The following is a 22,676-nucleotide window of genomic DNA, read 5'->3' as shown; positions in this document are numbered from 1 at the left end:
CCTCCTCGTCGCAGTGTGCACGCGCATCCCTTCCACCACGCTCACACCACTCACCCACCCTCGCCTCCTCCGGCGCAGCGGCGATGGGCCATTCGGGTAGGAGGCTCAGTCCGTCGGCACGGTCGCCGGCAGGCCCAGCGCAGCGGAGACATGGCGCCAGATGGAGGTGAGCGCCGTGTCGAGGGTGACCGTCGGGTCGCGCAGCATGAGGCGGATGCCGTAGCCGTCGCTGAGGGACAGGACGAGGGTGCTGAGGTCGTCCACGTCGGTCGGCGTGAACTCGCCGGAGGCGATACCGCGTCGTACCGCGTCGCCCACCCAGGCGTGCAGCTGGGCGTACAGGTCCACGGCGAAGACGCGCGTGGTCTCGTCGCGCAGTGCCCGGACCCACAGTTCCTGCCAGAGCCGCCAGTCCTGGTGGAGCTGGGGGTCGGTGGGCAGGAGGTTGCGCAGGATGCGGGAGAGAATGACCGCCGCCGGGGCAGTTTCCGCGTCACGTTCGACGTCGACGGCCGTGTTGGCGAAGGAGTGGGTCATCGCCTCGGTGAAGAGCTTCTCGCGCGTGTCGAAGTGATAGTGCAGCAGCGCCGTCGACACACCGGCCCGCTCGGCGACCATGCGCATCCGGATCTTCTCGAACCCGATGTCGGCGATGACCTCGCACGCCGCGGTCAGGATGCGCTCGCGTGTGTCTGCCGTGCGCACCTTCGTGCTCACCCTCGGGCTCCCCTCGTTCCGTGGACGTAGGCCATGACCATCTTCCCTCACGGCCGCCCCGCCGGTGCCGCGGCCTCGGGACGGCCCTGTGCGTCGTACGCATGGAAGCCCCGCCCGGACTTCCGTCCCAGCAACCCGGCCTCCACCATGCGGGACAGCAGTGGGGGTGGCGAGTACTGGGGCTCGCGGAATTCGGCGTACAGCGACTCGGCGATGGCGCGTGTGGTGTCCAGGCCGATCAGGTCGGTCAGGGCGAGCGGGCCGAGCGGGTGCGCGCAGCCGAGGACCATGCCGCGGTCGACGTCCTCGACGGTCGCGCTGCCCGACTCCACCATGCGGACGGCGGCCAGGAGATAGGGCACGAGCAGCGCGTTGACGACGAACCCCGCCTTGTCCCGGGTCCGGACCACCTCCTTGCCGAGGGTGCCGGTCACGAACTCCTCGGCCCGTGCCGCCGTGGTGGGCGAGGTGAGCAGCGACGGCACGAGTTCGACGAGCCGCAGGACCGGAACGGGGTTGAAGAAGTGCACGCCGACGACCCGGTCGGGGCGGGTCGTCGCGGCGGCGAGCCTGATGACCGGGATGGAGGAGGTGTTGGTCGCCAGGATCGTGTCGTCGCCTGTGATCACGGAGTCGAGGCGGGTGAAGACGTCGATCTTGAGGGCCTCGTCCTCGGCGACCGCTTCGATGACCAGGTCGTGGTCGTGCAGCGCCTCGATGTCATGCACGACGGTGACCAGGGCCGCGGCGGCCTCCCGTCGTTCGTCGCTGAGCCTGCCGTGTGCGGTGGCCCGGTCGAGCGAGCGGGTGATGCGGAGGCGGCCGGCCCGGGCCGCCTCCGCGTCGCGCTCCACGACCGTGACCGGTACGTCGGCCCGTGCGCAGACCTCGGCGATGCCGACGCCCATCAGCCCGCAGCCGACGACTCCCACGCGGTTGATGTCGGTCATCCGTGTCCCTCTCTCTGGTCTGCGGCGGTGCGGGTCAGGCGCTGGGCAGGTCCAGGACCCCGGAGCCGCGCTTGATGAGCTCGTTGGCGATGATCAGCCGCTGGATCTCGGAGGTGCCCTCCCAGATACGGTCCACGCGCAGCTCGCGGTAGAGCCGTTCGACGGCATACGAGCGGTCGTAGCCGCGCCCGCCGTGGATCTGGAGGCACCGGTCGATCACGCGGCCCGAGGCCTCGCTCGCCGCGAGCTTGGCGATGGCCGCCTTGGCGTGCAGGGTCTTGCGGTCCTCGGCCGAGGCCTGGTCGATCTCCCAGGCGACCTGGTGGGTGTAGGCACGGTTGACGGCGATGTCCACGGCGCAGTCGGCGAGCATGCCCTGGATCAGCTGGTACGAGGAGATCGGCGCCCCGAACTGCTCGCGCTCCACGGCCCAGTCACGGGACAGCTCCAGCGCCCGCTCGGCCGCGCCGATCGTACGGGCGGCGATCATGAGGCGCTCCTCGGTGAACCACGAGCGCGTGATGTCGTACCCCTCGCCGATACCGCCGAGCACCGCGTCCTCGCCGACCTGGACGTCGGTGAAGGTGAACTCGGGGTGCTCGTAGACGAAGGTGTGCATCCAGCGCGGGACACGCGTCATCTCGATGCCGGGGGTGTCCTTGTCGACCAGGAAGAGGGTGGGGGCACGCTCCGGTCCTGCTGCGGCGAGCACGATCATGAAGTCGGCGTGGTCGCCGACGGTCACGAACCACTTCTCGCCGTTGAGCACCCAGCCCTGGTCGTTCTTCGTCGCCGTGGTGGCCAGGTTCTGCGGGTCGGAGCCGGCGCCGGGCTCGGTGACGGCGTAGCAGTCACGCCGCTCGCCGTTGATCACCGGGACGAGGAAGCGTTCGCGCTGCTCGGGGGTGCAGAACCGCAGCGCGTTCGCGGGCCGCCACACCATGTCCCACAGGGCGCCGGTGAGCCGCCCCAACTCCTCCTGCACGGTGACCTGTTCGGCAATGGTGAGGCCGGCGCCGCCCCACTCGGCCGGCATGTTGACGGCATGGAGTCCGGCGTCCAGCACGGCGTCGCGAACCTTGGCGTGGGCGTCGGCGGGCAGGCCGTTGTCCTCCTCGCACTGGATCTCGTAGCCGGCGATGAAGTCGGTGAGGGCGCGCGCGTCGGCCTTGAGCTGAACCTGGCGCGGGGTGAGACGGAAGTCCATGGAAGTCCTCGCTGTGCGGTGATGTGACGGGTGGGCGGTTTCAGGGCGTGGGCAGAGCAAGGGCGCGCGTGCCGCGCTTGATGAGCTCGTTGGCGATGATCAGGCGCTGGATCTCGGAGGTGCCCTCCCAGATGCGGTCGACGCGCAGCTCGCGGTACATGCGCTCGACGGGGTAGGTGCGGTCGTAGCCCCGGCCGCCGAAGATCTGCAGACAGCGGTCGGCGACCCGGCCGGCGGCCTCGCTGGCGGCGAGCTTGGCGGTGGAGGCCTTGGCGTGCAGCGTCTTGCGGTCGGTGCCCGGCTGGTCGGCCTCCCACGCGACCTGGTGGGTGTAGGCACGGTTGACGGCGATGTCGACGGCGCAGTCGGCGAGCATGCCCTGGATCAGCTGGTACGAGGCGATGGGCGCCCCGAACTGCTCGCGCTCCACGGCCCAGTCCCGGGCGAGTTGCAGGGCACGCTCGGCCGCGCCGACGGTGCGGGCCGCGATCATGAGGCGTTCGTCGGTGAACCATTCCTTCGTGAGCTCGTAGCCGTTGCCGACGCCGCCGAGCACGTCCTCGTCGGCGACGAAGACGTCGGTGAAGGTGAATTCGGGGTGCCCGTTGACGGCGGAGTGCATGAAGTGCGGGACCCGGGTCATCTCGACGCCGGGCGCGGCCCGGTCCACGAAGAACAGGGTGGGCTGCCGCTCGGGTCCGGCGTCCGCCTGCACCAGCAGGAAGTCGGCGATGTCGCCGCAGGTGACGAACCACTTCTCACCGTTGAGCACCCAGCCGCCGTCGGTGCGGTCGGCGGTTGAGGTGCCGGAGGACGGGTCGGATCCCGCGCCCGGCTCGGTCACCGCGAACGCGTCGAACTTCTCCGCGCGGATCACGGGCAGCAGGTACTTCTCGCGCTGCCGCTCGTCGCCGTACGCCAGCACGTTGGCGGGCCGCCACGGGATGTCCCAGAGGCAGTTGGTGACCTTGCCGAACTCCTCCTCGACGATGACCTGGTCGAGCAGGCTGAGTCCGGCGCCGCCCCATTCGGCGGGCATATTGATGGCGTAGACGCCGGCGTCCATGGCGGCCCGGGTCAGTTCGGTCACCAGCTGCTGCGGCAGGGGTCCGCCGGCCTGCTCGGACTGGTCCTCGTACCGCATCAGCAGGCGGGCGTACTCGGCGGCGCGGCGCTTGAGGTCGGCCTGCTCGGGGGTGTAGCGCATGTCCATGGGGGCCTCTTCGGTCAGGTCGGGGGTTCGGCGTGCGGGGAGGGGTGGGTCAGGCGAGTACGGCGCGGGAGTCGAGGGCGAGTGCTCCGTCGGGGCGTACGAGAAGGGGGTTGACCTCGATCTCGGCGATCTCCGGGTGGGCGGCGGCGAACGCGGTGATCGCCTCGACGGCCTTCGCGGCCGCTTCGACGTCGACGGGCGGTTTGCCCCGCACCCCGTCGAGGAGGGCGGCGGTGCGCAGTCCGCGCAGCAGACTCACGGCTCGTTCGGCGGGCACGGGGGCGAGGGTGAAGGCGACGTCGTGCAGGGCCTCCGCCAGCACTCCGCCCAGGCCGACCATGGCGACCGGGCCGAAGCGCGGGTCGCGGTTGACGCCGACGATCAGCTCGATGCCGTCGGTCAGGTCGGCCATGGCCTCCACGGAGTAGGAGGAGGCGCCGAGCCGGGCGTGCATCTCCCGGAAGGCGGCGAGCAGTTCGTCGGGTCCGGCCAGGCCGAGTACCACCCCACCCGCGTCGGACTTGTGGAGCAGATGGAGGGCCTTGAGGACGTAGGGGCCGGTGAACTCCTCGGCAGCTGCGAGCAGTTCGGTCTCGTCGTGGATCTCGCGGGCCGCGGGGAAGCTGAGGCCGGCCTCTTCGAGGGCTCGGCGCGTCTCCATGTAGCCGCTCTCGCGCAGCGGGGACGCCGGCACGGGAAGGGGGGTGACACCGGTGCGCTGTGCCGCGGGTGCCGTCGCGGCGAGGGCGCGGGCGGAGTCCTCGGTGGCGGCGAAGACCGGGATGCCGGCCGCGGCGAGGGTACGGCAGCTCGGGGACTCGGGGTACATGGACTGCACCACGAGCGGCTTCGCGGTGGCGCGGTGCCGGGCGGCGATGAGGCGAGCGGCCTCCTTCTCGCCGTCCGCAAGGGCCTTGCCGCCTCCGCCGAGCCCGCCTTCGGCCGCCGCGTAGCCGCCGAAGTAGCCGGTCATCAGCACGGCGTCGACCTCCTCGGCCGCGAGGAGCGCGGCGATGGTCTCCGCGTACGAGGCGGGGTCCTGCTCACCCATGCCGGCGAGGTCCACGGGGTTGGCGACGGCCGACTGCTCCCACAGGGCTTCCCTCAGCCGCTGCCGTGTCGGCTCGTGGAGTTCGGGCACGGTCAGGCCGGCCGCTTCGACGGCGTCGGCGGCGACGACGCCGTGTCCGCCGCCGTCGGTGAGCACGGCGACCCTGCGTCCCGACGCCCGCCTCGCGCCGCTCAACGCAGCTACGGCGACGGTGAGTTCGCGGGGTGTGGCGACGAGTTCCACGCCGGCGTCCCGGCAGGCCGCGGTCACGACGTCGGCCGACGTGGTCAGCGCGCCGGTGTGGGACTGTGCGCTGCGCGCGGAGGCGTCGCCGCGTCCGGCGGTGAGCAGCACCACGGGCTTGCCGGCGTCGGCGGCGGCCTCGGCGAAGGCGCGTCCGTCGCCGAAGTCCTCGGCGTAGACCGCGATGGCCCGGGTGCCCTCGTGCCGGGCGCAGTCGGCGAGGAGGTCGACGAGGGTGACGTCGGCCTGGTTGCCGAGCGAGACGAACCGCGAGAAGCCGAGGCCGTGCGGGCGGAAGCGGAGCTGGAGTTCGAGGGCGAGGTTGCCGCTCTGGCTCAGGAGCGCGACTGCGCCGGGGGTGAAGGTGTCGGAGGCCAGGAAGAGGTCGGTGGTGTTGTCGGCGATCCCAAGACAGTTGGGGCCGACCATCACGGCACCGGCGGCACGTACGCGTTCGGCGACGGCCTGCTGCCGTATCCGCCCCGCGTCGCCGGTCTCGGCGAAACCGGCGGTGATGGCGACGATCGCCCGGGCCCCGCACCGCAGGGCCTCGTCGACGGCGTCCTCGAAGCCGGCGGCGGGCACGGAGACCACCGCCAGGTCGACGGGCTCACCGATCGCGCTCAGGCTGGGGGCGACGGTACGGCCGAGCACCGTGCCGCCGCGGCGGTTGACCAGGTGCACGGGACGGCGGCCGTCGGCGCGGACGGCCTGGGCGGCTATCGCGTGGCCGTACTTGGCCGGGTCGTCGCTGGCTCCCACGACGGCGACGGAGACGGGGTCGAAGAGGGCCGACAGGTCACGTCCCATGTCACTTCACCAGCCGCAGTGCGGAGTTGGGGCAGGCGGCGACAGCGGCCTCGGCGGCTTCCTCGTCGCCCTGCGGCACTTCGGTCGCGCGCATCTGGGCGTAGCCCCACTCGTCGAGGTCGATCAGCTCGGGTGCGGGTTCCTGGCAGAGGCCATAGCCCTGGCAGCGGGTGGAGTCCAGCAGGAGTTTCATGGTGCGGTCCTTTCGGTGCGGCGGGTCGGGGGCGTACGGGGCCTGGATGCGGCTCAGGGCACCGGCACCGTGAACCGGCGCCCGTCCTCGGGTGCCGCGCCCGCGCAGGCGGGGCAGTCGGAGCGGCGGTGGGCGTCGATCCGGTCGGGGAAGTGGGCGAGGAGGCTGCCGACGATGCGGGCGGCGGCGTCCAGCAGCCCGCAGGCCCCGCGGCCGGGCAGCTGCTGTGACCAGCGGCGCAGCTTGTCGACGGAGTCGTGGCCCGCCTCGCCGTGGGCCGCGGCCGTGAGGGTTGCGGCCAGCGCCCCGGTGCCGGACACGCACACCCCGCACTGCCGGGCGCTCTGAGCGGCCAGGTAGGCGGTGGCCTCGGCGGCCACGCCGACCGGGCAGTCCTCGGGGTGCAGGAAGTGCAGCGCTCCGCAGCCGAGGGCTCCGCCGGCCTCCTTCAGGCCGTCGTGGTCGAGGGGCAGGTCCGTCCAGCCCTCGCCGTACAGCCCGCCGAACATGCCGCCCAGCACGACCGCAGTGGCCGTACCGTGTCCGCACAGGTCGGCGAGGACCTTCAGATGCGTACCGGCGGGAACCTCCGCCAGCGCGGCACCGGCGGCACCGGCGCCCGAGAGGGTCACCAGATGAGCTCCGGCGACGGAGTCCGCCTCGTCCGGGCGCGAGTACATCACCGCGACGCGGGCCAGGGTCTCCACGTTGGCGACCAGCGTGGGCGCCCCGCCGACACCGCTCTCGAACGGGCGGGGAGGCTTCGCCGTGGGCAGGGCCGGGCCGCCGTTGACAGCGCGTACGACCGCGGTCTCCTCCCCCGCGACGTAGGTGTGCTGCGTGCGTACGACGTCGATGCGCACCTCGGGCGCGGACTCGGCGAGCGCCTGTCGCACGGCCTGCTCGGCGCGGTCGTCGGAGAGGTACACGAAGCCGCGTTCGGCGCCGGTCATGGCCGCGGCCAGCCGCACACCGTCGAGGACCACATGCGGGCGGTGCCGCAGCAGCCAGCGGTCCTTGACGGAGCCGGGCTCGCCCTCCTCCCCGTTGGCGACGACCACGCGCGGGCCGGGAGCGTCCCGGACGGCACGGAGCTTGACCGCGGCGGGGAACCCGGCCCCGCCCCGGCCGCGCAGTCCCGTCGCGGCGATGCGGTCGAGCAGGCGGTCCGGGGCGACGAGCGGCGCGTAACCGCCCACGGCGAGGTAGCCGTCGACGTCCTCGCCGCCTCCGGGCGGAGCGAGCAGGCCGTGGCGCCCTTCGGGGAGGAGGGAGTACACGCCGGTCATACGGTGCTCCTGTGCTGGTGGTGTCCAGTGCGGGCAGGGGTGCGGCGGGCTCGCAGGAGTCCCAGCGCCCGTTCCAGATCCCGGCGCTGCGTCGCGGTGCGGGCGTATCCGGTCCCGGGCAGGCCGATCAGCATGCGGTGGTGGTCGAGGACGACCTCGCCCGCCACCTGCGCCGCCCGTGGATCGGCGGTCCCGGAGCCGGCGGCGGCCTCGACGACCAGGTCGGTGACCTCGCCGAGGTAGCGCAGCCAGCCGCGTTGTGTACCGCGCAGGACCAGTCGCTCGACGCGGTGCCGTTCGGCGGTGACCAGGGCCGGCGGCGGGCTGCCGTCCTCCGGGGCGCGCAGGGCGGCCACCGCGGTGGGCAGTTCCTGTTCGGGCTCCGGTGTGAGGCCGAGCCATACGAGACTGCGGCGAGCGCTCATGCGTGCCTCCGGGTTCGCACCGTTCCCGGGTGGTCCGGAGACGGGGGCGGCGCGGCGATGACGTGAGTCGGGATGACGTGTGTGCGGATGCTCCGGTGCCGTGACGCGAAGGGGCGGGAGCTGTGCGGGGTGTCCGGATCCGGACGCCCGCTGTGGCGCGGACGGTGGTCCGCGGGCTTGCGGTGTGCGCCCGGGCATCGGTCTGCGGGTCCCGGGCCATCCGCCTGCCACGAGACTAACTAACTAATTAGTCAGCCCACAAGTCTTGACTTGCCACCTCGATGGTCCCACTCTGACTAACCAATCAGTTAGCCGGATTGCGGCTGGTCCGGCGCCCTGCAACGAGCAGACCTGGCGCCCCACCGGCCGTCGGTACCGGCCCTCACCCCCTCACCGCCCATCGCCGCCGTAGCGGCGCGGAGGAGGACCCCAATGCATCCCTCGACCACGCGGGCAGACACCGTCTCCGCTCCCCCGCCCGAGTCGCCCCAGCCGACCCGGTCGCCCCTCGATCACCCCGGGGAAGCGCTGCCCGCCCGCTACTACACGGATCCGGCCATCGCCGAGGCCGAGACCGAGAGCATCTTCGCCAAGTCCTGGCAGCTCGTCTGTCACGAGTCCGACCTTCCCGGCCCCGGCGCCCGGCTGACCGCCACCGCCGCAGGCCGTGAGGTGCTGGTCGTGCGCACCGAGGACGGCGGACTCGCCGCCCACCTCAACGTCTGCCGGCACCGCGGCACCCGCCTGGTCACCGAGCCGGAGCCGTCGGGCAAGGCGATCCGCTGCCCGTACCACGGCTGGACCTACAAGCTGGACGGACGGCTGGTCGGGGCCCCCGAGGCCCGTCGGATCCCCTGCCTGGACAAGCCCAAGCTGGGACTGCACCCGGTCAACGTCGAGTCCTTCCTCGGCTTCGTCTTCGTCAACCTGGACATGGAGGCGACCCCGCTCGCCGAGAGCTGCGCCGGGCTGGCCGAGGCCGTCGGCCACTACGCCGGGCCCGGCCTGGTCCCGGTCGGCAAGCACCGTATCCACGACGTCTCGGACGGCGAGGAGCAGAACGCCAACTGGAAGGTGATCGTCGACAACTATCTGGAGGGCTACCACGTCCCCGTGGCCCATCCCTCCCTCATGCGACTGCTCGACTACCAGGCGTACACGGTGGACGTGCAGCAGAACTACGTACTCTTCGAGTCCCCGCTGCGCGACAAGCCGTCCTCGAACTGGACCGAGCGGCTCTACCAGCGGCTGGCGACCCCGATGCCGGGGCTGACCGAGGCCGACCGGAGGGTGTGGCGGTACGCCGTGATCTATCCCAATACGCTCATCGACTTCTACCCTGACCACGTGCTCGCGTGGACCGCCCTCCCGACCGCCCAGGACCGGGCGGCGATTCCGGGCGGCTTCTACACCCGGCACGGGGAGAGCGTCCGCACCCGGCTGGCCCGGCGGATCAACATCCACATCGGCTGGGTCACCAACGACGAGGACGCCGAGCTCGTGGAGCGCGTGCAGGCCGGTATGCGCACCCCCGGTTTCGAGCCGGGCCCGCTGTCACAGCGCGAGGCCGGCGTCGGCTGGTTCGCCCGCCGGGTCCGGGAGGACCTGGAGAGGGACGCCGGGTGACGCCCTTCGGCGCGGCGCGTCCGCCGCATCCGCACGAGGCCGCCGTAGGCCTGCGTGCAGCCTTACCGCGCGCAGTCTGACGCGCGCACGCACCCTCCCCAGACCGGTCTTCACTGCGGAATCAGGGCCCCAAGTGAGCCGACCAGCCGGTCCCGCCCTGGAGTTGTGCCGTTCCTCGACGGAGAGGACGTTCATGTCCCCCGAGGCAATACCGCCGTCTCGACGCGCCGTGCTGCGGGCAGGCGCCTTCGGCCTGCTGGGCGCCGCGGCCGGCGGCTGCGGGTTCATGCCCGCGAAAACGCCCGACGCCGAACAGCTGGCGCCTGTGAAGGCGCGCGTCGACGGCGATCTCGTCTACTTCAACTGGGCCGACTTCGTCGACCCGTCCGTGTTCAAGGGTTTTGAGAAGGAGTACGGCGTCAAGGTCATCCAGTCGAACTTCGACTCGATGGAAGGCATGGTCGCCAAGCTCAACGCCGGCAACCGCTACGACATCATCTTCCCCACGGCCAAGTGGGCCCAGCGGCTGGTCCGCGGAGGCCGGCTGCGCCGTATCGACCACTCCGGGCTCGCCCACTCCCAGGCCATCTTCGGAACGTACGACTACTTCGCGGATCCGTGGTACGACCCCGGCTCCGCGCACACCGTCCCCTTCACCGCGTACAAGACCGGCATCGGCTGGCGGCGCGACAAGATCGGTGAGCTCACCGATTCCTGGCGGGACCTGTGGAGCGACCGGGCCAAGGGCAAGGTCTTCCTGCTGGACGACCGCGACGAGGTCCTCGGCATGGGCGCCCTCGCCCTCGGTCTCGACGTCAGCACCGGCGACACCGGCGATCTCGACCGCATCACCTCCCTGCTGGGCACCCTGCGGCCACGGCTGCGCGGCTTCTCCAGCGACAGCTACAACAACCTCCTCAACGGCAACGCGCTGATCCAGCAGGCGTGGAGCGGTGACATGGCCGCCATGCTCAACCAGGCCGACGACCCCTCCGTGTTCGGGTTCCAGGCCCCCAAGGAGGGCACGCCGATCAACTCCGACTGCTACGCCATCCCCTGGAACGCCCCGCATCCCGGCACCGCGATGCTGTTCATCGACTACATGCTGCGGCCGGAGAACGTGAAGAAGAACATCGAGTACATCGGCTACCCGATGCCGGTCGCGGGCACCGAGAAGGTCTATGCCGACCTGGTCGAGCCCTTCCCCGAGTGCCTGGTCACCCAGGACGACCTGAAGGCCGACGTGTTCTTCCGCAACGGCGGCAGCGCGGCGGAGGACGCCCGCGACGCCGCCTGGACCCATGTGAAGGCGGGCTGACCCATGGCACTGCCCCGCCCCTCCTCACGCAGCCGGCGCCACGGCCCGAACGCCAACGGCACCCGTATCTGGACCTGGCTCATGCTGCCCGGCACCCTCTGGATGACGGGCTTCCTGATCGCCTCGCTGGTCCTCGTCGGCGTCCTCGCCGTCGGCACCACCGACGAACTGGGCAACCCGCGCTTCGGCTTCAGCCTCGCCGGAGTCCGCGCGCTCGCGGACCCCGCCTACACCGAGGTCATGGCCCGCTCCCTCGGCTACGCCCTGCTGACCTGCCTGATCTCGCTGCTGATCGCCTATCCGGTGGCGTACACGATCGCCCTGTACGGCGGGCGGTACAAGCACGCGCTGATCGCCGCGATCGTGGTGCCGTTCTTCGCCAACTACCTCGTGCGGATGTACGGCTGGTCGGTGGTCCTCTCCGACGACGGGCCCGTGCTGCGCACGCTCCGCGCGGTCGGGATCGCGGACGGCGGCACGAAGATCCTCAACAGCGGCCTGGGCGTGGTCGCGGGACTCGTCTACGGCTTCGTCGTCTTCATGATCATCCCGCTGTACGCGGCCCTGGAACGGCTGGACGTCTCCCTCATCGAGGCCGGCCGCGACCTGTACGGCGGCCCGGTCCGCACCTTCTTCTTCGTCACCCTGCCCGCCACCCGGCAGGGCGCGGCGGCCGGGCTCGTCCTGGTCTTCCTGCCCGCCATGGGCGACTTCGTCAGCGCACAGCTCATGGGAGGCCCGGACCAGATCATGATCGGCAACCTCATCCAGGACAAGTTCTTCCAGGGCCAGAACTGGCCGCTGGGCTCCGCGCTCACCATGCTGCTGATGCTGGTCCTGCTGATCGGGATGCTCGGCTATCTGCGGCGTACCCGCAAGGACGAGGCGGAGGCCCGCGGATGACCCTGCTCAAGCTGCCGACCGCCACCGCTCCGTCGGCCCGCCCGAAGGCCCGGACCCGCACCCGGCGCGGCCGCGCCAACCGCAGGCCCCGCGGTCTCATCGCCGTCACCGGGCTGTTCTTCGCGCTGCTCTATCTGCCCATCGCGGTGGTGGCGCTGTTCTCCTTCAACTCCCAGAAGTCGCTGACCGTGTTCGACGGGTTCAGCCTGCGCTGGTACCGCGCCTTCGTCCACGACGACGTCCTCATCGCCTCCCTGGGCACCAGCCTGCGTATCTCCCTGGTGGCGATGGCCGGTTCGGTGATCCTCGGGGTGGCGCTGGCCCTCGGTCTGGTCAGGTCTCGCACCCGGCTGGGCTCGCTGGCCGGCCTGATCATGCTGGTTCCGCTGATCACGCCGGAGATCGTCACGGGCGTGGCGTCGATGCTGCTCTTCAAGGGGCTGGGCATCCCGCTGTCCACCGGCACCGTGATGCTCGCCGAGATCACCTTCTCCATCTCCTACGTCACGGTCATCCTCCGCTCCCGGGTCGCCGCACTGAACCCGGAGGTCGAGGAGGCCGCGATGGACCTCGGCGCCACCCGCTGGCAGGCGGTCCGGCTGGTGACGCTGCCGGCCCTGCTGCCCGCCGTGCTCGCCGCGGCCGTACTGATCTTCGCGCTGGTCTTCGACGACTTCGTGCTCGCCTACTTCACCACCGGAGTCGACCCGCAGCCGCTGTCGGTGCGGATCTACTCGGCGATCCGCTTCGGGGTGCAGCCCACCATCAACGCGGTCGGCACCCTGATGCTCGCGGGATCCATCGCCCTGATCGCCCTGGCCCTGTTCATCCCGCGCCTCTTCGGCCGCCGCGGCGGCCTCGACATCCTCTCCGGGGAGTGACTTCCATGGACGCGACCCCCGCCGTCCGGCTCGACGGCGTCTCCAAGCAGTTCGCCGACTCCTACGCCGTGCACCACCTGGACCTCGACATCGAGGCCGGCCACTTCTTCTCCCTGCTGGGCCCGTCCGGCTGTGGCAAGACCACCTCGCTGCGCATGATCGGCGGGTTCAGCGACCCCACCGAGGGATCGGTGCTGCTCGCGGGTGAGGACGTGACGGCGCTGCCGCCCAACAAGCGCAACGTCAACACGGTCTTCCAGAGTTACGCCCTGTTCGATCATCTGAGCATCGCCGACAACGTCGCCTTCGGCCTCAAGCGCTCAGGCGTCGCCAAGACCGAGATCCGGCAGCGCGTCGGGGAGATGCTGGACCTGGTCCAGCTCGCCGGGTTCGCGGACCGGAGGCCCCGTACGCTCTCCGGCGGGCAGCGGCAGCGCGTCGCCCTGGCCCGGGCGCTGGTCAACCGTCCGGCCGTCCTCCTCCTCGACGAGCCGCTGGCCGCCCTCGACCTGAAGCTGCGCCGGCAGATGCAGGTGGAGCTGAAGCAGATCCAGCGCGAGGTCGGCATCACCTTCGTCTTCGTCACCCACGACCAGGACGAGGCGCTGACCATGTCCGACCGGATCGCCGTGATGAACGCGGGCCGCATCGAGCAGTGCGGCACCCCCGAGGACATCTACGAGCACCCCGCCACCGGCTTCGTCGCCTCCTTCATGGGCACCTCCAACCTGATGACCGGCACCTACCGGGGCGGTGAGGTGACCCTGGAGAAGGGGCCCGCCCTGCCCGTCGGCCCCCGTTCCGACATCGCGGACGGGACTGCGGTGAGCGTGTCCGTGCGCCCCGAGAAGATCTGGCTGTCGGACTTCGAGCCGGGCATGTCGATGCTGAGCGGCGTGATCCGCGAGACCGTCTACAGCGGCCCGACCACGACCTACCTCATCGAACTCGCCCCGGGCGTCACGCTGTCGGTGCTGGAGCAGAACACGGCCCGAGCCCGCATGGAGGACCGCTGGAGCGGCGGCGAGACGGTGGAGTTCGGCTGGCGGCCCGAGCACTGTCTGGTCCTCGCCTGACTCTCTGTCACTTCACGAGCTCTGCCGTACGACAGAGCTGTCTCTTCACCAGCTCTGTCGTACGAGCTCTTGTCACGAAAGCGAAGCTGATGCATCACGACGTGATCGTGCTCGGCGCCGGTCTGGCGGGCCTGAGTGCCGCCCGTGACCTGGCCGCCGCCGGCACCGACGTGCTCGTCCTGGAGGCCCGGGACCGCGTCGGCGGCCGGGTCGAGCAGACCCGCACCCCCGACGGCCGTTTCGTCCAGCTGGGCGGCGAAGTGGTCGGCCGTGCCCACACCGCGTACCTGCAACTGGCCAAGGAACTCGGCCTGGAGCTGGTTCCCAGCTATGTCGCCGAACCCGGCCGTATGACCCGCGCCACGCCGGAGGGCAGCTCGGCCGGCGATCCCCCGCACTGGTTCGGCCCCGGCGACGCGGCCCTCCACGAGCGGCTCGGCGCGGAGTTCGGCGCGCTCGCCGCCACGGTCGACCCCGACGACCCGTGGTCGCACCCCGACGGGAGTGCCCTGGACCGGCTGTCCGTGGCCGACTGGCTGCGCTCCCGGCAGGCCTCCCCTGCCGTCGTACGACTGTGGGAGATCGGCCAACTCGCTCTGGCCGGCGGCTCGTACGAACGGATCTCGCTGCTGGCCGCGCTGCGCAAGAGCGCGGCGGTGCCCGGATCGGGGAAGGGCGACTACGACTACGACGACTGGGAGGGACTGCGGCTCGCGGACGGCTCGGCGACGCTCGCCGAGGTGATGGGCCGTGAACTGGGCCCGCACATCCGGCTGGGCTCCCCAGTCGCCGCCCTGGACATCCGCCCCGACCGCTGCGCCGTACGCCTGGTCACCGGCGAGGTCCTCACGGCGACGGCTGTGGTGAGCGCACTGCCGGTCGGACCGCTGCGGGACGTCTCCGTCAGCGGAGTCAGCGAGGCCCGGCTCGCCTCCCTGCACCGGCAACGCCACGCGACGGCCGCGAAGTTCGCCGCCGTCTACGACCGCCCCTTCTGGCGGGACGCCGGCCTGAACGGCCTGTCCGAGGCGGAGGGGGTGCTGGGCAGCACCTGGCCGCAGAACGAGGGCGTCCTGTCGGCCCTGATCCCGCCCGAGCGCTACGGCGTCCTGCTCGGGACGCCACCTCATCTGCGCACGCCCGAACTGCTCGCCGAGATGGCCGGCATGTTCGGCGACGAGGCACTGCGGCCGGCCGCCTGCCATCTGCGGCTGTGGGGCACCGACCCGTGGACCCAGGGATACGTCACCCAGTGGCCGCCGGGCGAGGTCATGGCCGTCGGTCCGCTGCACGGCACGCATGAACCGCCGTTCTACGTCTGCGGCTCCGACCAGTGGGTCGCCGGATACATGGAGGGCGCCGTCCGCACCGGCCGCGCCGCCGCCGAGGAGGCGCTGCGCCGTGGCTGACACCGACGACCTCGCAATCGTCCTCAACCACATCGGCGGAAAGGAGGTGCCGGCCGCGTCCGGCGCCACCCTCCGGCTGATCGACCCGGCCACCGGACTCCTGCACGGCACGGCGCCGCTCTCCGGCGCCGAGGACGTGGACGCGGCCTGCCGGGCGGCCGAGGAGGCCTTTGCCGGCTGGTCGCTGACGACTCCGGCCGAGCGGCAGACCGCACTGCTGCGGATCGCCGACGCCCTGGAGAGGGAAGCCGGTGCGGTGGCGGGCGCCGAAGTGGCCGACACGGGCAAGCCGCGCGCCCTGTTCCTGGGCGACGAACTCCCGGCGGTCGTGGACGTGTTGCGGTACTTCGCCGGAGCCGCCCGCAACCTGCCGGGCGCCGCCGCCGCGGAGTACACGCCGGGCCGCACCTCCGTGCTGCGGCGCGAGCCGGTCGGCGTCTGCGCCCAGATCACCCCGTGGAACTACCCGCTGATGATGGCCGTGTGGAAGGTCGCCCCCGCGCTGGCCGCCGGCAACACGGTCGTCCTGAAACCGTCCGACACCACCCCGTCGTCGGCCACGCTCCTGGCCCGGCTGGCCGCCGAGCATCTGCCGCCCGGCGTGCTCAACGTCGTGTGCGGAGACCGCGACACCGGACGCTCTCTCGTCGCCCATCCGCACGTCCGGCTGGTGGCCGTCACCGGAAGTGTCCGCGCGGGGCAGCAGATCGCCGCCGCGGCAGCCGCCGACCTGAAGCGGCTGCACCTGGAACTCGGCGGCAACGCGCCGGTGTTGATCCACGCGGATGCCGATCTCGACGACGCGGTCGAGCAGTTGTCGTCACTGGCCTACTACAACGCGGGCCAGGACTGCACGGCCGCGGCCAGGATCCTGGTCGACCGGCGGATCCACGACACCTTCCTGGACCTCTTCGCCGACCGGGCGGCCCGGCTGCTGCCCGGCGCCCCGGACGACGAGAGCGCCGACTTCGGGCCGCTCGCGAACGCCGCTCAACTGGCGGGAGTCAGCGGCCTGTTGGAGCGGCTGCCCGGCCATGCCGAGGTGGTCACGGGCGGCTCCGCGCTGCCCCGCCCCGGCTACTTCCACCGGGCCACGGTGGTCGCCGGGGTACGGCAGGAGGACGAGATCGTACGCAGCGAGGTGTTCGGGCCGGTCGTCACCGTCCAGCCCTTCTCCGACGAGGCCGAGGCCTTCCGCCTGGCCAACGGGGTCACCCAGGGACTCGCCGCGAGCGTCTGGACCCGCGACCACGACCGGGCGATGCGTGCGAGCCGTGCGCTGCGGACCGGCATCGTCTGGGTCAACACCCATGGCACGACGGTGTCGGAGATGCCGCACGGCGGCGTGGGCCACTCCGGGTACGGCAGCGACCTCTCCATGACCGGCCTGCTCGACTACACGCAGGTCAAGCACGTCATGCTGTGACGGCCGGCGGCGCGGGACGCTACCGCCGGCCACGGCTTCGGCTTCACTGCTTGGCGCCGAATACCTGGGTCCACCACGGGCCGCCGGAAGCCTTGTGGATGCCCACGCCGATGTCCTTGAACGAGCAGTTGAGGATGTTGGCACGGTGGCCCGGGCTGTTCATCCAGGACTCCATCACCGCCTCGGGCGTCTGCTGGCCCTGGGCGATGTTCTCTCCGTACGTCGACCAGGTGTAGCCCGCGGCGGTGACGCGCTGCCCGGGGTCGGCGCCGTCCGGGTTGGTGTGGTCGAAGAAGTCGCGGGCGTCCATGTCCTCGGAATGGCGCAGCGCGGCCTGGTTCAGCTCGGAGTCCTCCGACAGCGGACCGCAGCCGGCCGCCGACCGCTCCTTGTTCACCAGCGCCACCACCTGCGCGACGGCGCCCGAGGGGGCCGCCTGTGTCTGCGGGGTGCTGGTCGCGGTCCGGGTCGGCCGGCTGGAGGGCCGGGGGTCCGGCACGCTCTTCTTGGTCGGACGGACCGACGGGGAGGGGCTCGCCTTCTTCGAGGGCGACGCGGACGGGGACGGCGACTTCGACGCCGACGGGGAGGTCTCGATGGGGCTCGGTTCCGAGAGCTCCGCGGCGGGAGCGCCGGGGGTCCCCGCGGCGGCCGCCTCCTCCTTGCCGGTTCCGGGGTCCGTGTCGAAGTACCACAGGGCGCCGCCCGCCACGCAGGCCGCCACGACTGCGCCGCCGACGGCCCGGCGGCGGTTGCGGCGGCGTCGACGCGCCTCGGTACGGGAGGCGGACCGGGCGCCGGCTCCCCGGCCCGACCTGCCGTGGCCTCCCGACGCGCTCAGCTGGGTCGCCGAGCCGGCCAGGGCCATACCGCCGGCGGCGGAGAGCACGCTCTCCAGCAGCGCGGGTGCCGCGGCGACCAGCGCCAGACCGGCCAACAGCCCCTCTGCGGGCATCAAACCGCTCCACAAACCGGAGCAATGGGAGCAACCACGGGCATGCCGGGCTATTCGCTTGCGCCACAGCGCCGAGGGCCGGCCGTCCCAGGAGGCCAGCACGCCCTGCAGTTCCTCGCAGCGCGGCCGCGCGTCGAGGGCCCGCACCACCACGCGGGCCGCCTCCAGCTGAGCCTTCATCCGTTGCACCCGGACCGCCGCGTGCTGCGGCGACAGCTCCAGGGCCTCGGCGACCTCGGACCGCGTCAGCTCGCCGGCGCACTCCAGCCACCACAGCGACAGCAGCCCCCGGTCGTCGGGCTCCAGCCAGCGGGTCGCCCGTGCGGTCTCCATGCGCTGTCCGGACAGCTGGAGCTGCATCAGGGTCAGGTCCACGAAGTCGGCGCCCGGATCCGCGAGATCCTCGGCCTCCTCGACTCCGCCCGGCGCCGACTGCCGGTGATGCCAGTGCGCCCGCACTTGGTTCATCGCGATGGCGACGAGCCAGGAACGGAAGTTCTCGGGAGCACGCAGCCCGCCCAGCGCGTCGAGGGCTCGGAGCATGGTGTCCTGCACGACGTCGTCGACGTCGACCGAGCCGTTCAGCGCCCGGCCCACGACGTTGTAGACCAACGGGAGGTAGGCGCTGACCAGGGCGTCCTGAGCCGCCGGCTCGCCGCCCCGGGCAGCGATCACCAGTGCCACCGACTCCGAGTTGCGCTCTGTACTCATCAAAACTTCCCTGTCCTCGACGCCGAACGATGCTGTCCGATACTTGGGAGATCGATCGGTGAGCCCGGGATAACAGTTCTTCGGACGCATGTTCCACGAGAGACTCACGGGACCGTTCGGGCGGCGCAATGGGGAAAGTCACATCGGCCTGAAAACCTTCACGACTCCCTGCCAAGAACGCCCTGTTTGGGTCCGTTTTGACAGTTGAGTACGGCCATGTACCGGCGAGATATCAAATACCGTGACCTGCCCCGCCGATTCGGCGCCGCAACGCGCTGCGGCGCCGAATCGGGCGCCCGCCTCAGGCCACGGCCAGCACCGGACCCCGCGCGCCCAACAGAGCGCGTAGGGACGGGATTTGACGCCAGGTCAAGCCGAGCGCGAGGGCGGCGAATCGGAGAGTGACATGCGGGGCGCCCTGTGCCGCGTCACGTATCGCCTCCCATGCGGCCGGTTCGGTCCAGGGCAGCGCGGCTCGGGCGGGTGCCGACGGCTCCGCTGCCGCGACGCGCTCTCGGTCGAGCTCGTGGATCTGCGTGAGCTCGGCCGAGAGGTCGGCGGCGGCCTCCAGGGTCGCCGGCAGTACGCCGAGCAGGTGGGCGGCGACCGTGTTGTGGGCGAGGGCATCGTCCAGGGTGGCGGACTGGATGCGGGCGGACGCGTCCGTGAGCGGGATGAGGTGGTTCACCGTACGGATCGGTCCGCGTACGCCGTCGACGGCCGCCGCAAACAGGGCGGAGGCTTCCGAGGGGTGCCAGGACAGGGCTGCGCGGACCGCGGCCACGTCCTGCGCGAGCGGGGTGAGAGCGTCGCCGTCCAGGCGGTCCAGTACGTCGGCCTGGGGGATCTCCCCGTCGGCTCCGGGCCCGGCGACGTACACGGTTGCGGGCACCCCGGCGAGCCGGCAGGCGGCGAGGACCAGGGCGTCCACGAGGGGGCTGCACAGGGTGTCCTCGTCGCCGTGCGCGAGGATGTCGCCGCCGACGTCGACGATGCGGACGTGGTCGCGTCCGGTGTCCGCGAGGCGCCGGATCTGTTCGGCCAGTGCCGGCAGCCCCTGCCATGGGTCGAGCAGGGCCAGGCGTGCCGGCAGGTCCGCCGCCAGGGCCGGCAGCGTGGAGCCGGCGGGCGGGATCGGCCGTGTGGTGGGGGCGATCACCGGCATGCCCGCATGGTGTGCGAGGTCGGCGAAGTGCACGGCCCCGAGCGGGCCGGGGGTGGGGTCGACTTCGAGGCGTTCCCAGGCGTACGTGGCGATCGTGGTCTCACCGAGGGGTGTGCCGGTGAGGACGCGGCCCACGGTCGCCGCGGTGATCGCGGTGCCCAGGGGGTCCCCGCCGCCGCCCGCGGCGATGAACAGGTCGCTCACACCGTCTCCCGTGCGGTGCCGATACCGGTGATCCGCACCGGCGTACCCATGTTCTTGCGCGCCCGTGTGTTGGCGTCGTGGAGGCCCTCGTAGTACTCGCGGTCGAGCTTCTTGACGTGGTCGGAGTAGAACATCCAGGACAAAACGTCCCGGTACTTGAAGCCCTTCGGTGTGAGCTGGACGCGGCGCGGGCCGACGCGGTGGATCAAGCCGTTGGCCTGGGCCGCGTCGAGGATCCGGTCCACCTCGGGGGCGATCGCGTCCAGGCCGAAGCGGTCGAGTTCGGACAGGTCGAGGTCGAAGGTGTCGAGCACGAGCCGTTTGCGGACGATCTCCTCCGGGGTGAGGGCGAACCCCGTCGTGGGCCGGAGGCGGTGGGCCCTGGCGTTCTCGATGTAGTCGGCGACCTCGCTCAGGGACGGCTTGACGCTGCCGGTCATGTAGTCGAGGACGGAGCTGTAGGAGCGGGCGCCGACACCGAGGCCGAGCAGGGGCACGCCGTGGAAGGTGAGGACCTTCTGCACGTACCCGCCGCGGCCGGGCTTCTTGTAGCGGACGGAGCCCTCCTGGACGTAGCCATGGGCGGTGAACACCTCGCGGGCGTAGTCGTAACGCTCGTACAGCTCCGGCTTCCACATGTACTGGTACGCGCCGGTCCTGGAGAACCACGCGTCCGGTCGCACCGTGAGGAAGTAGGTGGAGATCGTCGTCGGGGCGAGCTTGGCCAGCTCGTCCACCGAGTGCCGCCAGGTCTCGGGGGTCTGCCCCGCGAATCCCATGATCAGGTCCGTCGACAGGTCCGGCAGTCCGCGTTCGTGGACGATCTCGACGGCCCGGCGGATGACGTCCTCGCCCGCCTGGCCCCGCCCCGCTTCGCGGATCTCCTGCGGGACCAGCGACTGGATGCCGATGTTGGCGCGCGTCAGCCCCATGCCGAGCAGCCGGCCGAAGCCGTCGGGGTCGGCGACGATGGAGTCCGGGGTGGCCTCCAGGGCCACTTCCTCGACGGTGGAACGCCAGTTGGGGTAGATCTCGCCGAGGGTGGCGAAGATCTGCTCGAAGTGCCGGGTCGACAGCAGCGCGGGCGTGCCGCCGCCGATGTAGACGGTCCGCAACCGGCGCGCCCGGATGATCTCCGCGTGGTCGCGGAGCTGCGTACAGAGCGCGTCGGTGTAGGCGTCGTACAGGTCCTCGTCGGTGGAGATGACGGTGTAGAGATTGCAGAACCCGCATTTGTAGCGGCAGAACGGGACGTGCAGATACAGGTTGAGTTCCGGGACCGGGTGGTTGGCCAGGTCCCTCGCCCATACGTCGTGGATGTCCCAGGCGCCCTCCTCGAGCGGCCGGTAGGTGGAGCGGGGCGGATACGAGTACTGGTACGGGGGTATGACGCCCTGTTGGATGTACTCGGCGAGCTGGTCGTGCGGGCTGTTCACGAGGATGACTCCTTCGCACCATGCCGTTCGGTTGACCGTGCACCCCGATCCGAACACGCAACAATTTGTTGAAGCTATCGGTGTTGTGCACCAACTCCCGCACCCCGGCGGGACGTCATCGTTGTGGCTTCCGCCAACTCGGGCCTGTCATCAGCAAGTTGTTTTCAGAGAACAGCCCGATGGACGGTGCGCCGCCGTGACCGATCCACTGGGATCGTGGACAGCAGCGACGAGCCGGGCACGACCGGCGTGATGGTGATCGAGCCGATGGGCAACGCGGGACGCTTCCTCACGGAGGCAGCGGACCGCTTGGGCATACGGCTGTACGCGGCCACCGACGAGCGGGTGCACGCCGGCTACGAACCGTGGCTGGCCCGCGGCCTCGCCGGGGTGTGCCTGACCGAACTGGCCGACACCAAGCGCGCGTTGGACGACATGGAGGTGTTCTGCCGGGAGCATCGCATCGCAGGAGTCGCGGCCTGCTGGGAGTTGCTGACCCCGCTGGCCGCCCTGCTCGCCGCGCGCCTCGGCCTGCCGGGCAACGATCCGCTGCGCGCCAAGGCAGCCCGCAACAAGATCCTCATGGCGGAGGCGTTTCGCGCGGCGGGTGTGGCGGCCCCCGCGGAGGCGGTGGTCACCGGCGCCGAGCAGGCGCACGCCGTGGCCGCCTCCGGCCGGTTGGGGTGGCCGCTGGTCGTCAAGCCGGCCGAGCAGGGCGGCTCCTGGGGCGTGAGCGTGGTGGCGGGCCCGGACGGACTCGATGCCGCGGTGGCCGCCGCCGGGCGGTTCACCCGCGCCGAGCCGCACGGTCTGCCGCTGGACTCACGGGTGTTGCTGCAGAGCTATGTGCCCGGCGAGGAGTTCTCCGCCGACACGGTCGTGCACGAGGGCGTGCCCTATCCGCTGCCCGTGGTCCGCAAGGACACCACGGCGGGCACCTACCGGGTGGAGACCGGGCACTCCTGCCCGGCCGGCCTCGACCCGCGCACGGTACGGGCGGTCCAGGACACCGCGGCGCGTGCGGCGCTCGCCGTCGGGGTGCGCAACGGCATCGCCCACACCGAGGTGAAGGTCCCTCCCGGCGGCGAGCCTGTCGTCATCGAGACCGGGGCCCGGCTGCCCGGCGACAACATCTGCGAGATCGTCGAGGCCGCGACCGGCGTCAGTGAAGCGGTCGCCTATCTGCAGGCCGTCACCGGGCGGCTGCCGCACATCGCGCCGACCCGCGAGGAGGCGGCCGCACTGCGCTTTCTGCTGCCCGACCGGGCAGGGGTGGTGGAGGACGTCCTCATCCCCGACCTGCCCGGCACCCACAGCCACATCGACATTCGTCCCGGACAACGGGTGCCCGCACCGGCCGACAGTTCCGGCCGGGTCGGGCACGTCGTGGCACGCGCCGCGTCCGTCGACGAGGCCCGCCGCCTTGCCGGCCAAGTGATCGCCGACTCCCTGGTGAAAGTGAGCTGAT

The 22,676-nt window shown here is 71.5% G+C and carries 19 protein-coding genes; 8 read left to right on the top strand and 11 right to left on the bottom strand.

Features of this window, described 5'->3' with window-relative positions; genetic code table 11:
- Positions 1-105 precede the first annotated feature (105 nt).
- Genes OG331_RS44150 through OG331_RS44115 form a run of 8 tightly spaced genes read right to left on the bottom strand, consistent with a single transcriptional unit; the run spans position 106 to position 8,098 of the window.
- Positions 106-717 (bottom strand): TetR/AcrR family transcriptional regulator, encoded by a 612-nt coding sequence (locus OG331_RS44150; RefSeq protein ID WP_406207948.1) that lies wholly within the window; start codon positions 715-717, stop codon positions 106-108.
- Between the two features lie 47 nt (positions 718-764).
- Positions 765-1,667 carry a 3-hydroxybutyryl-CoA dehydrogenase gene (locus OG331_RS44145; RefSeq protein ID WP_406207945.1) on the bottom strand — a complete coding sequence of 301 codons (903 nt, stop codon included), beginning with the start codon at positions 1,665-1,667 and terminating at the stop codon, positions 765-767.
- 34 nt (positions 1,668-1,701) lie between these two features.
- Complete coding sequence (locus tag OG331_RS44140) at positions 1,702-2,874, bottom strand: acyl-CoA dehydrogenase family protein (protein WP_406207942.1); 1,173 nt, start codon at positions 2,872-2,874, stop codon at positions 1,702-1,704.
- Positions 2,875-2,914: 40 nt separating this feature from the next.
- Positions 2,915-4,087: an acyl-CoA dehydrogenase family protein gene (locus OG331_RS44135; protein WP_328883622.1), complete on the bottom strand. Its 1,173-nt coding sequence runs from the start codon at positions 4,085-4,087 to the stop codon at positions 2,915-2,917.
- A gap of 49 nt (positions 4,088-4,136) precedes the next feature.
- Positions 4,137-6,191, bottom strand: coding sequence for an acetate--CoA ligase family protein (locus OG331_RS44130; protein WP_406207940.1), 2,055 nt, complete (start codon positions 6,189-6,191; stop codon positions 4,137-4,139).
- 1 nt (position 6,192) lies between these two features.
- On the bottom strand, positions 6,193-6,384 hold the full coding sequence (locus tag OG331_RS44125; RefSeq protein ID WP_406207937.1) for a ferredoxin: 192 nt from the start codon (positions 6,382-6,384) through the stop codon (positions 6,193-6,195).
- 53 nt (positions 6,385-6,437) lie between these two features.
- Complete coding sequence (locus OG331_RS44120; RefSeq protein WP_406207935.1) at positions 6,438-7,673, bottom strand: NADH-ubiquinone oxidoreductase-F iron-sulfur binding region domain-containing protein; 1,236 nt, start codon at positions 7,671-7,673, stop codon at positions 6,438-6,440.
- Positions 7,670-8,098: a hypothetical protein gene (locus OG331_RS44115; RefSeq protein ID WP_406207932.1), complete on the bottom strand. Its 429-nt coding sequence runs from the start codon at positions 8,096-8,098 to the stop codon at positions 7,670-7,672. The genes OG331_RS44120 and OG331_RS44115 overlap by 4 nt, the downstream gene beginning before the upstream one ends.
- Before the next feature lie 432 nt (positions 8,099-8,530).
- Between OG331_RS44115 and OG331_RS44110 the strand changes: the two genes are divergently transcribed.
- The 7 genes from OG331_RS44110 (at position 8,531) to OG331_RS44080 (ending at position 16,737) form a co-directional block, all read left to right on the top strand.
- The gene (locus OG331_RS44110; RefSeq protein WP_406207930.1) at positions 8,531-9,724 is read left to right on the top strand and encodes an aromatic ring-hydroxylating dioxygenase subunit alpha; all 1,194 of its coding nucleotides are present in this window, start codon (positions 8,531-8,533) and stop codon (positions 9,722-9,724) included.
- Between the two features lie 193 nt (positions 9,725-9,917).
- Positions 9,918-11,042 carry a spermidine/putrescine ABC transporter substrate-binding protein gene (locus tag OG331_RS44105; protein WP_406207927.1) on the top strand — a complete coding sequence of 375 codons (1,125 nt, stop codon included), beginning with the start codon at positions 9,918-9,920 and terminating at the stop codon, positions 11,040-11,042.
- A 3-nt stretch (positions 11,043-11,045) separates the two neighbouring features.
- Positions 11,046-11,945, top strand: coding sequence for an ABC transporter permease (locus OG331_RS44100; protein ID WP_406207924.1), 900 nt, complete (start codon positions 11,046-11,048; stop codon positions 11,943-11,945).
- A complete protein-coding gene (locus OG331_RS44095) occupies positions 11,942-12,826 on the top strand; it encodes an ABC transporter permease (protein WP_406207922.1) in 885 nt (294 codons plus the stop codon). The genes OG331_RS44100 and OG331_RS44095 overlap by 4 nt, the downstream gene beginning before the upstream one ends.
- A 5-nt stretch (positions 12,827-12,831) precedes the next feature.
- On the top strand, positions 12,832-13,902 hold the full coding sequence (locus OG331_RS44090; protein WP_406207919.1) for an ABC transporter ATP-binding protein: 1,071 nt from the start codon (positions 12,832-12,834) through the stop codon (positions 13,900-13,902).
- An 89-nt stretch (positions 13,903-13,991) separates the two neighbouring features.
- The gene (locus tag OG331_RS44085; RefSeq protein ID WP_406207916.1) at positions 13,992-15,311 is read left to right on the top strand and encodes a flavin monoamine oxidase family protein; all 1,320 of its coding nucleotides are present in this window, start codon (positions 13,992-13,994) and stop codon (positions 15,309-15,311) included.
- Entirely contained in the window at positions 15,304-16,737 is a 1,434-nt protein-coding gene (locus tag OG331_RS44080; protein ID WP_406207913.1) for an aminobutyraldehyde dehydrogenase, read from the top strand. The genes OG331_RS44085 and OG331_RS44080 overlap by 8 nt, the downstream gene beginning before the upstream one ends.
- Before the next feature lie 43 nt (positions 16,738-16,780).
- Here the strand turns inward: OG331_RS44080 and OG331_RS44075 are convergent, their stop codons facing one another.
- The 3 genes from OG331_RS44075 to OG331_RS44065 all read right to left on the bottom strand — a co-directional run bounded on the left by OG331_RS44075 (position 16,781) and on the right by OG331_RS44065 (position 21,208).
- The gene (locus OG331_RS44075; RefSeq protein WP_406207910.1) at positions 16,781-18,403 is read right to left on the bottom strand and encodes a sigma-70 family RNA polymerase sigma factor; all 1,623 of its coding nucleotides are present in this window, start codon (positions 18,401-18,403) and stop codon (positions 16,781-16,783) included.
- Positions 18,404-18,704: 301 nt separating this feature from the next.
- Positions 18,705-19,772, bottom strand: a complete 1,068-nt coding sequence (locus tag OG331_RS44070; protein ID WP_406207908.1) for a DUF1152 domain-containing protein — start codon at positions 19,770-19,772, stop codon at positions 18,705-18,707.
- Positions 19,769-21,208, bottom strand: a complete 1,440-nt coding sequence (locus OG331_RS44065) for a coproporphyrinogen-III oxidase family protein (protein ID WP_406207905.1) — start codon at positions 21,206-21,208, stop codon at positions 19,769-19,771. Before OG331_RS44065 ends, OG331_RS44070 begins: the two co-directional genes overlap by 4 nt.
- Before the next feature lie 216 nt (positions 21,209-21,424).
- On the opposite strand from OG331_RS44065, the gene OG331_RS44060 reads away from it, so the two are divergent.
- A complete protein-coding gene (locus OG331_RS44060) occupies positions 21,425-22,675 on the top strand; it encodes an ATP-grasp domain-containing protein (RefSeq protein WP_406207903.1) in 1,251 nt (416 codons plus the stop codon).
- Position 22,676 lies beyond the last annotated feature (1 nt).

The sequence above is a fragment of the Streptomyces sp. NBC_01017 genome (genome assembly GCF_045162795.1).
GTDB lineage: Bacteria > Actinomycetota > Actinomycetes > Streptomycetales > Streptomycetaceae > Streptomyces > Streptomyces machairae.
Note: the sequence above shows the minus strand (reverse complement) of the source record. Positions and strands in the feature narration are given on the sequence as shown.

Coding starts and splice junctions, on each gene's coding strand:
- OG331_RS44100 (WP_406207924.1), top strand. CDS start 11,046: ATGGCACTGCCCCGCCCCTCCTCACGCAGCCGGCGCCACGGCCCGAAC.
- OG331_RS44120 (WP_406207935.1), bottom strand. CDS start 7,673: ATGACCGGCGTGTACTCCCTCCTCCCCGAAGGGCGCCACGGCCTGCTC.
- OG331_RS44135 (WP_328883622.1), bottom strand. CDS start 4,087: ATGGACATGCGCTACACCCCCGAGCAGGCCGACCTCAAGCGCCGCGCC.
- OG331_RS44105 (WP_406207927.1), top strand. CDS start 9,918: ATGTCCCCCGAGGCAATACCGCCGTCTCGACGCGCCGTGCTGCGGGCA.
- OG331_RS44085 (WP_406207916.1), top strand. CDS start 13,992: ATGCATCACGACGTGATCGTGCTCGGCGCCGGTCTGGCGGGCCTGAGT.
- OG331_RS44115 (WP_406207932.1), bottom strand. CDS start 8,098: ATGAGCGCTCGCCGCAGTCTCGTATGGCTCGGCCTCACACCGGAGCCC.
- OG331_RS44095 (WP_406207922.1), top strand. CDS start 11,942: ATGACCCTGCTCAAGCTGCCGACCGCCACCGCTCCGTCGGCCCGCCCG.
- OG331_RS44125 (WP_406207937.1), bottom strand. CDS start 6,384: ATGAAACTCCTGCTGGACTCCACCCGCTGCCAGGGCTATGGCCTCTGC.
- OG331_RS44090 (WP_406207919.1), top strand. CDS start 12,832: ATGGACGCGACCCCCGCCGTCCGGCTCGACGGCGTCTCCAAGCAGTTC.
- OG331_RS44140 (WP_406207942.1), bottom strand. CDS start 2,874: ATGGACTTCCGTCTCACCCCGCGCCAGGTTCAGCTCAAGGCCGACGCG.
- OG331_RS44145 (WP_406207945.1), bottom strand. CDS start 1,667: ATGACCGACATCAACCGCGTGGGAGTCGTCGGCTGCGGGCTGATGGGC.
- OG331_RS44075 (WP_406207910.1), bottom strand. CDS start 18,403: ATGAGTACAGAGCGCAACTCGGAGTCGGTGGCACTGGTGATCGCTGCC.
- OG331_RS44110 (WP_406207930.1), top strand. CDS start 8,531: ATGCATCCCTCGACCACGCGGGCAGACACCGTCTCCGCTCCCCCGCCC.
- OG331_RS44130 (WP_406207940.1), bottom strand. CDS start 6,191: ATGGGACGTGACCTGTCGGCCCTCTTCGACCCCGTCTCCGTCGCCGTC.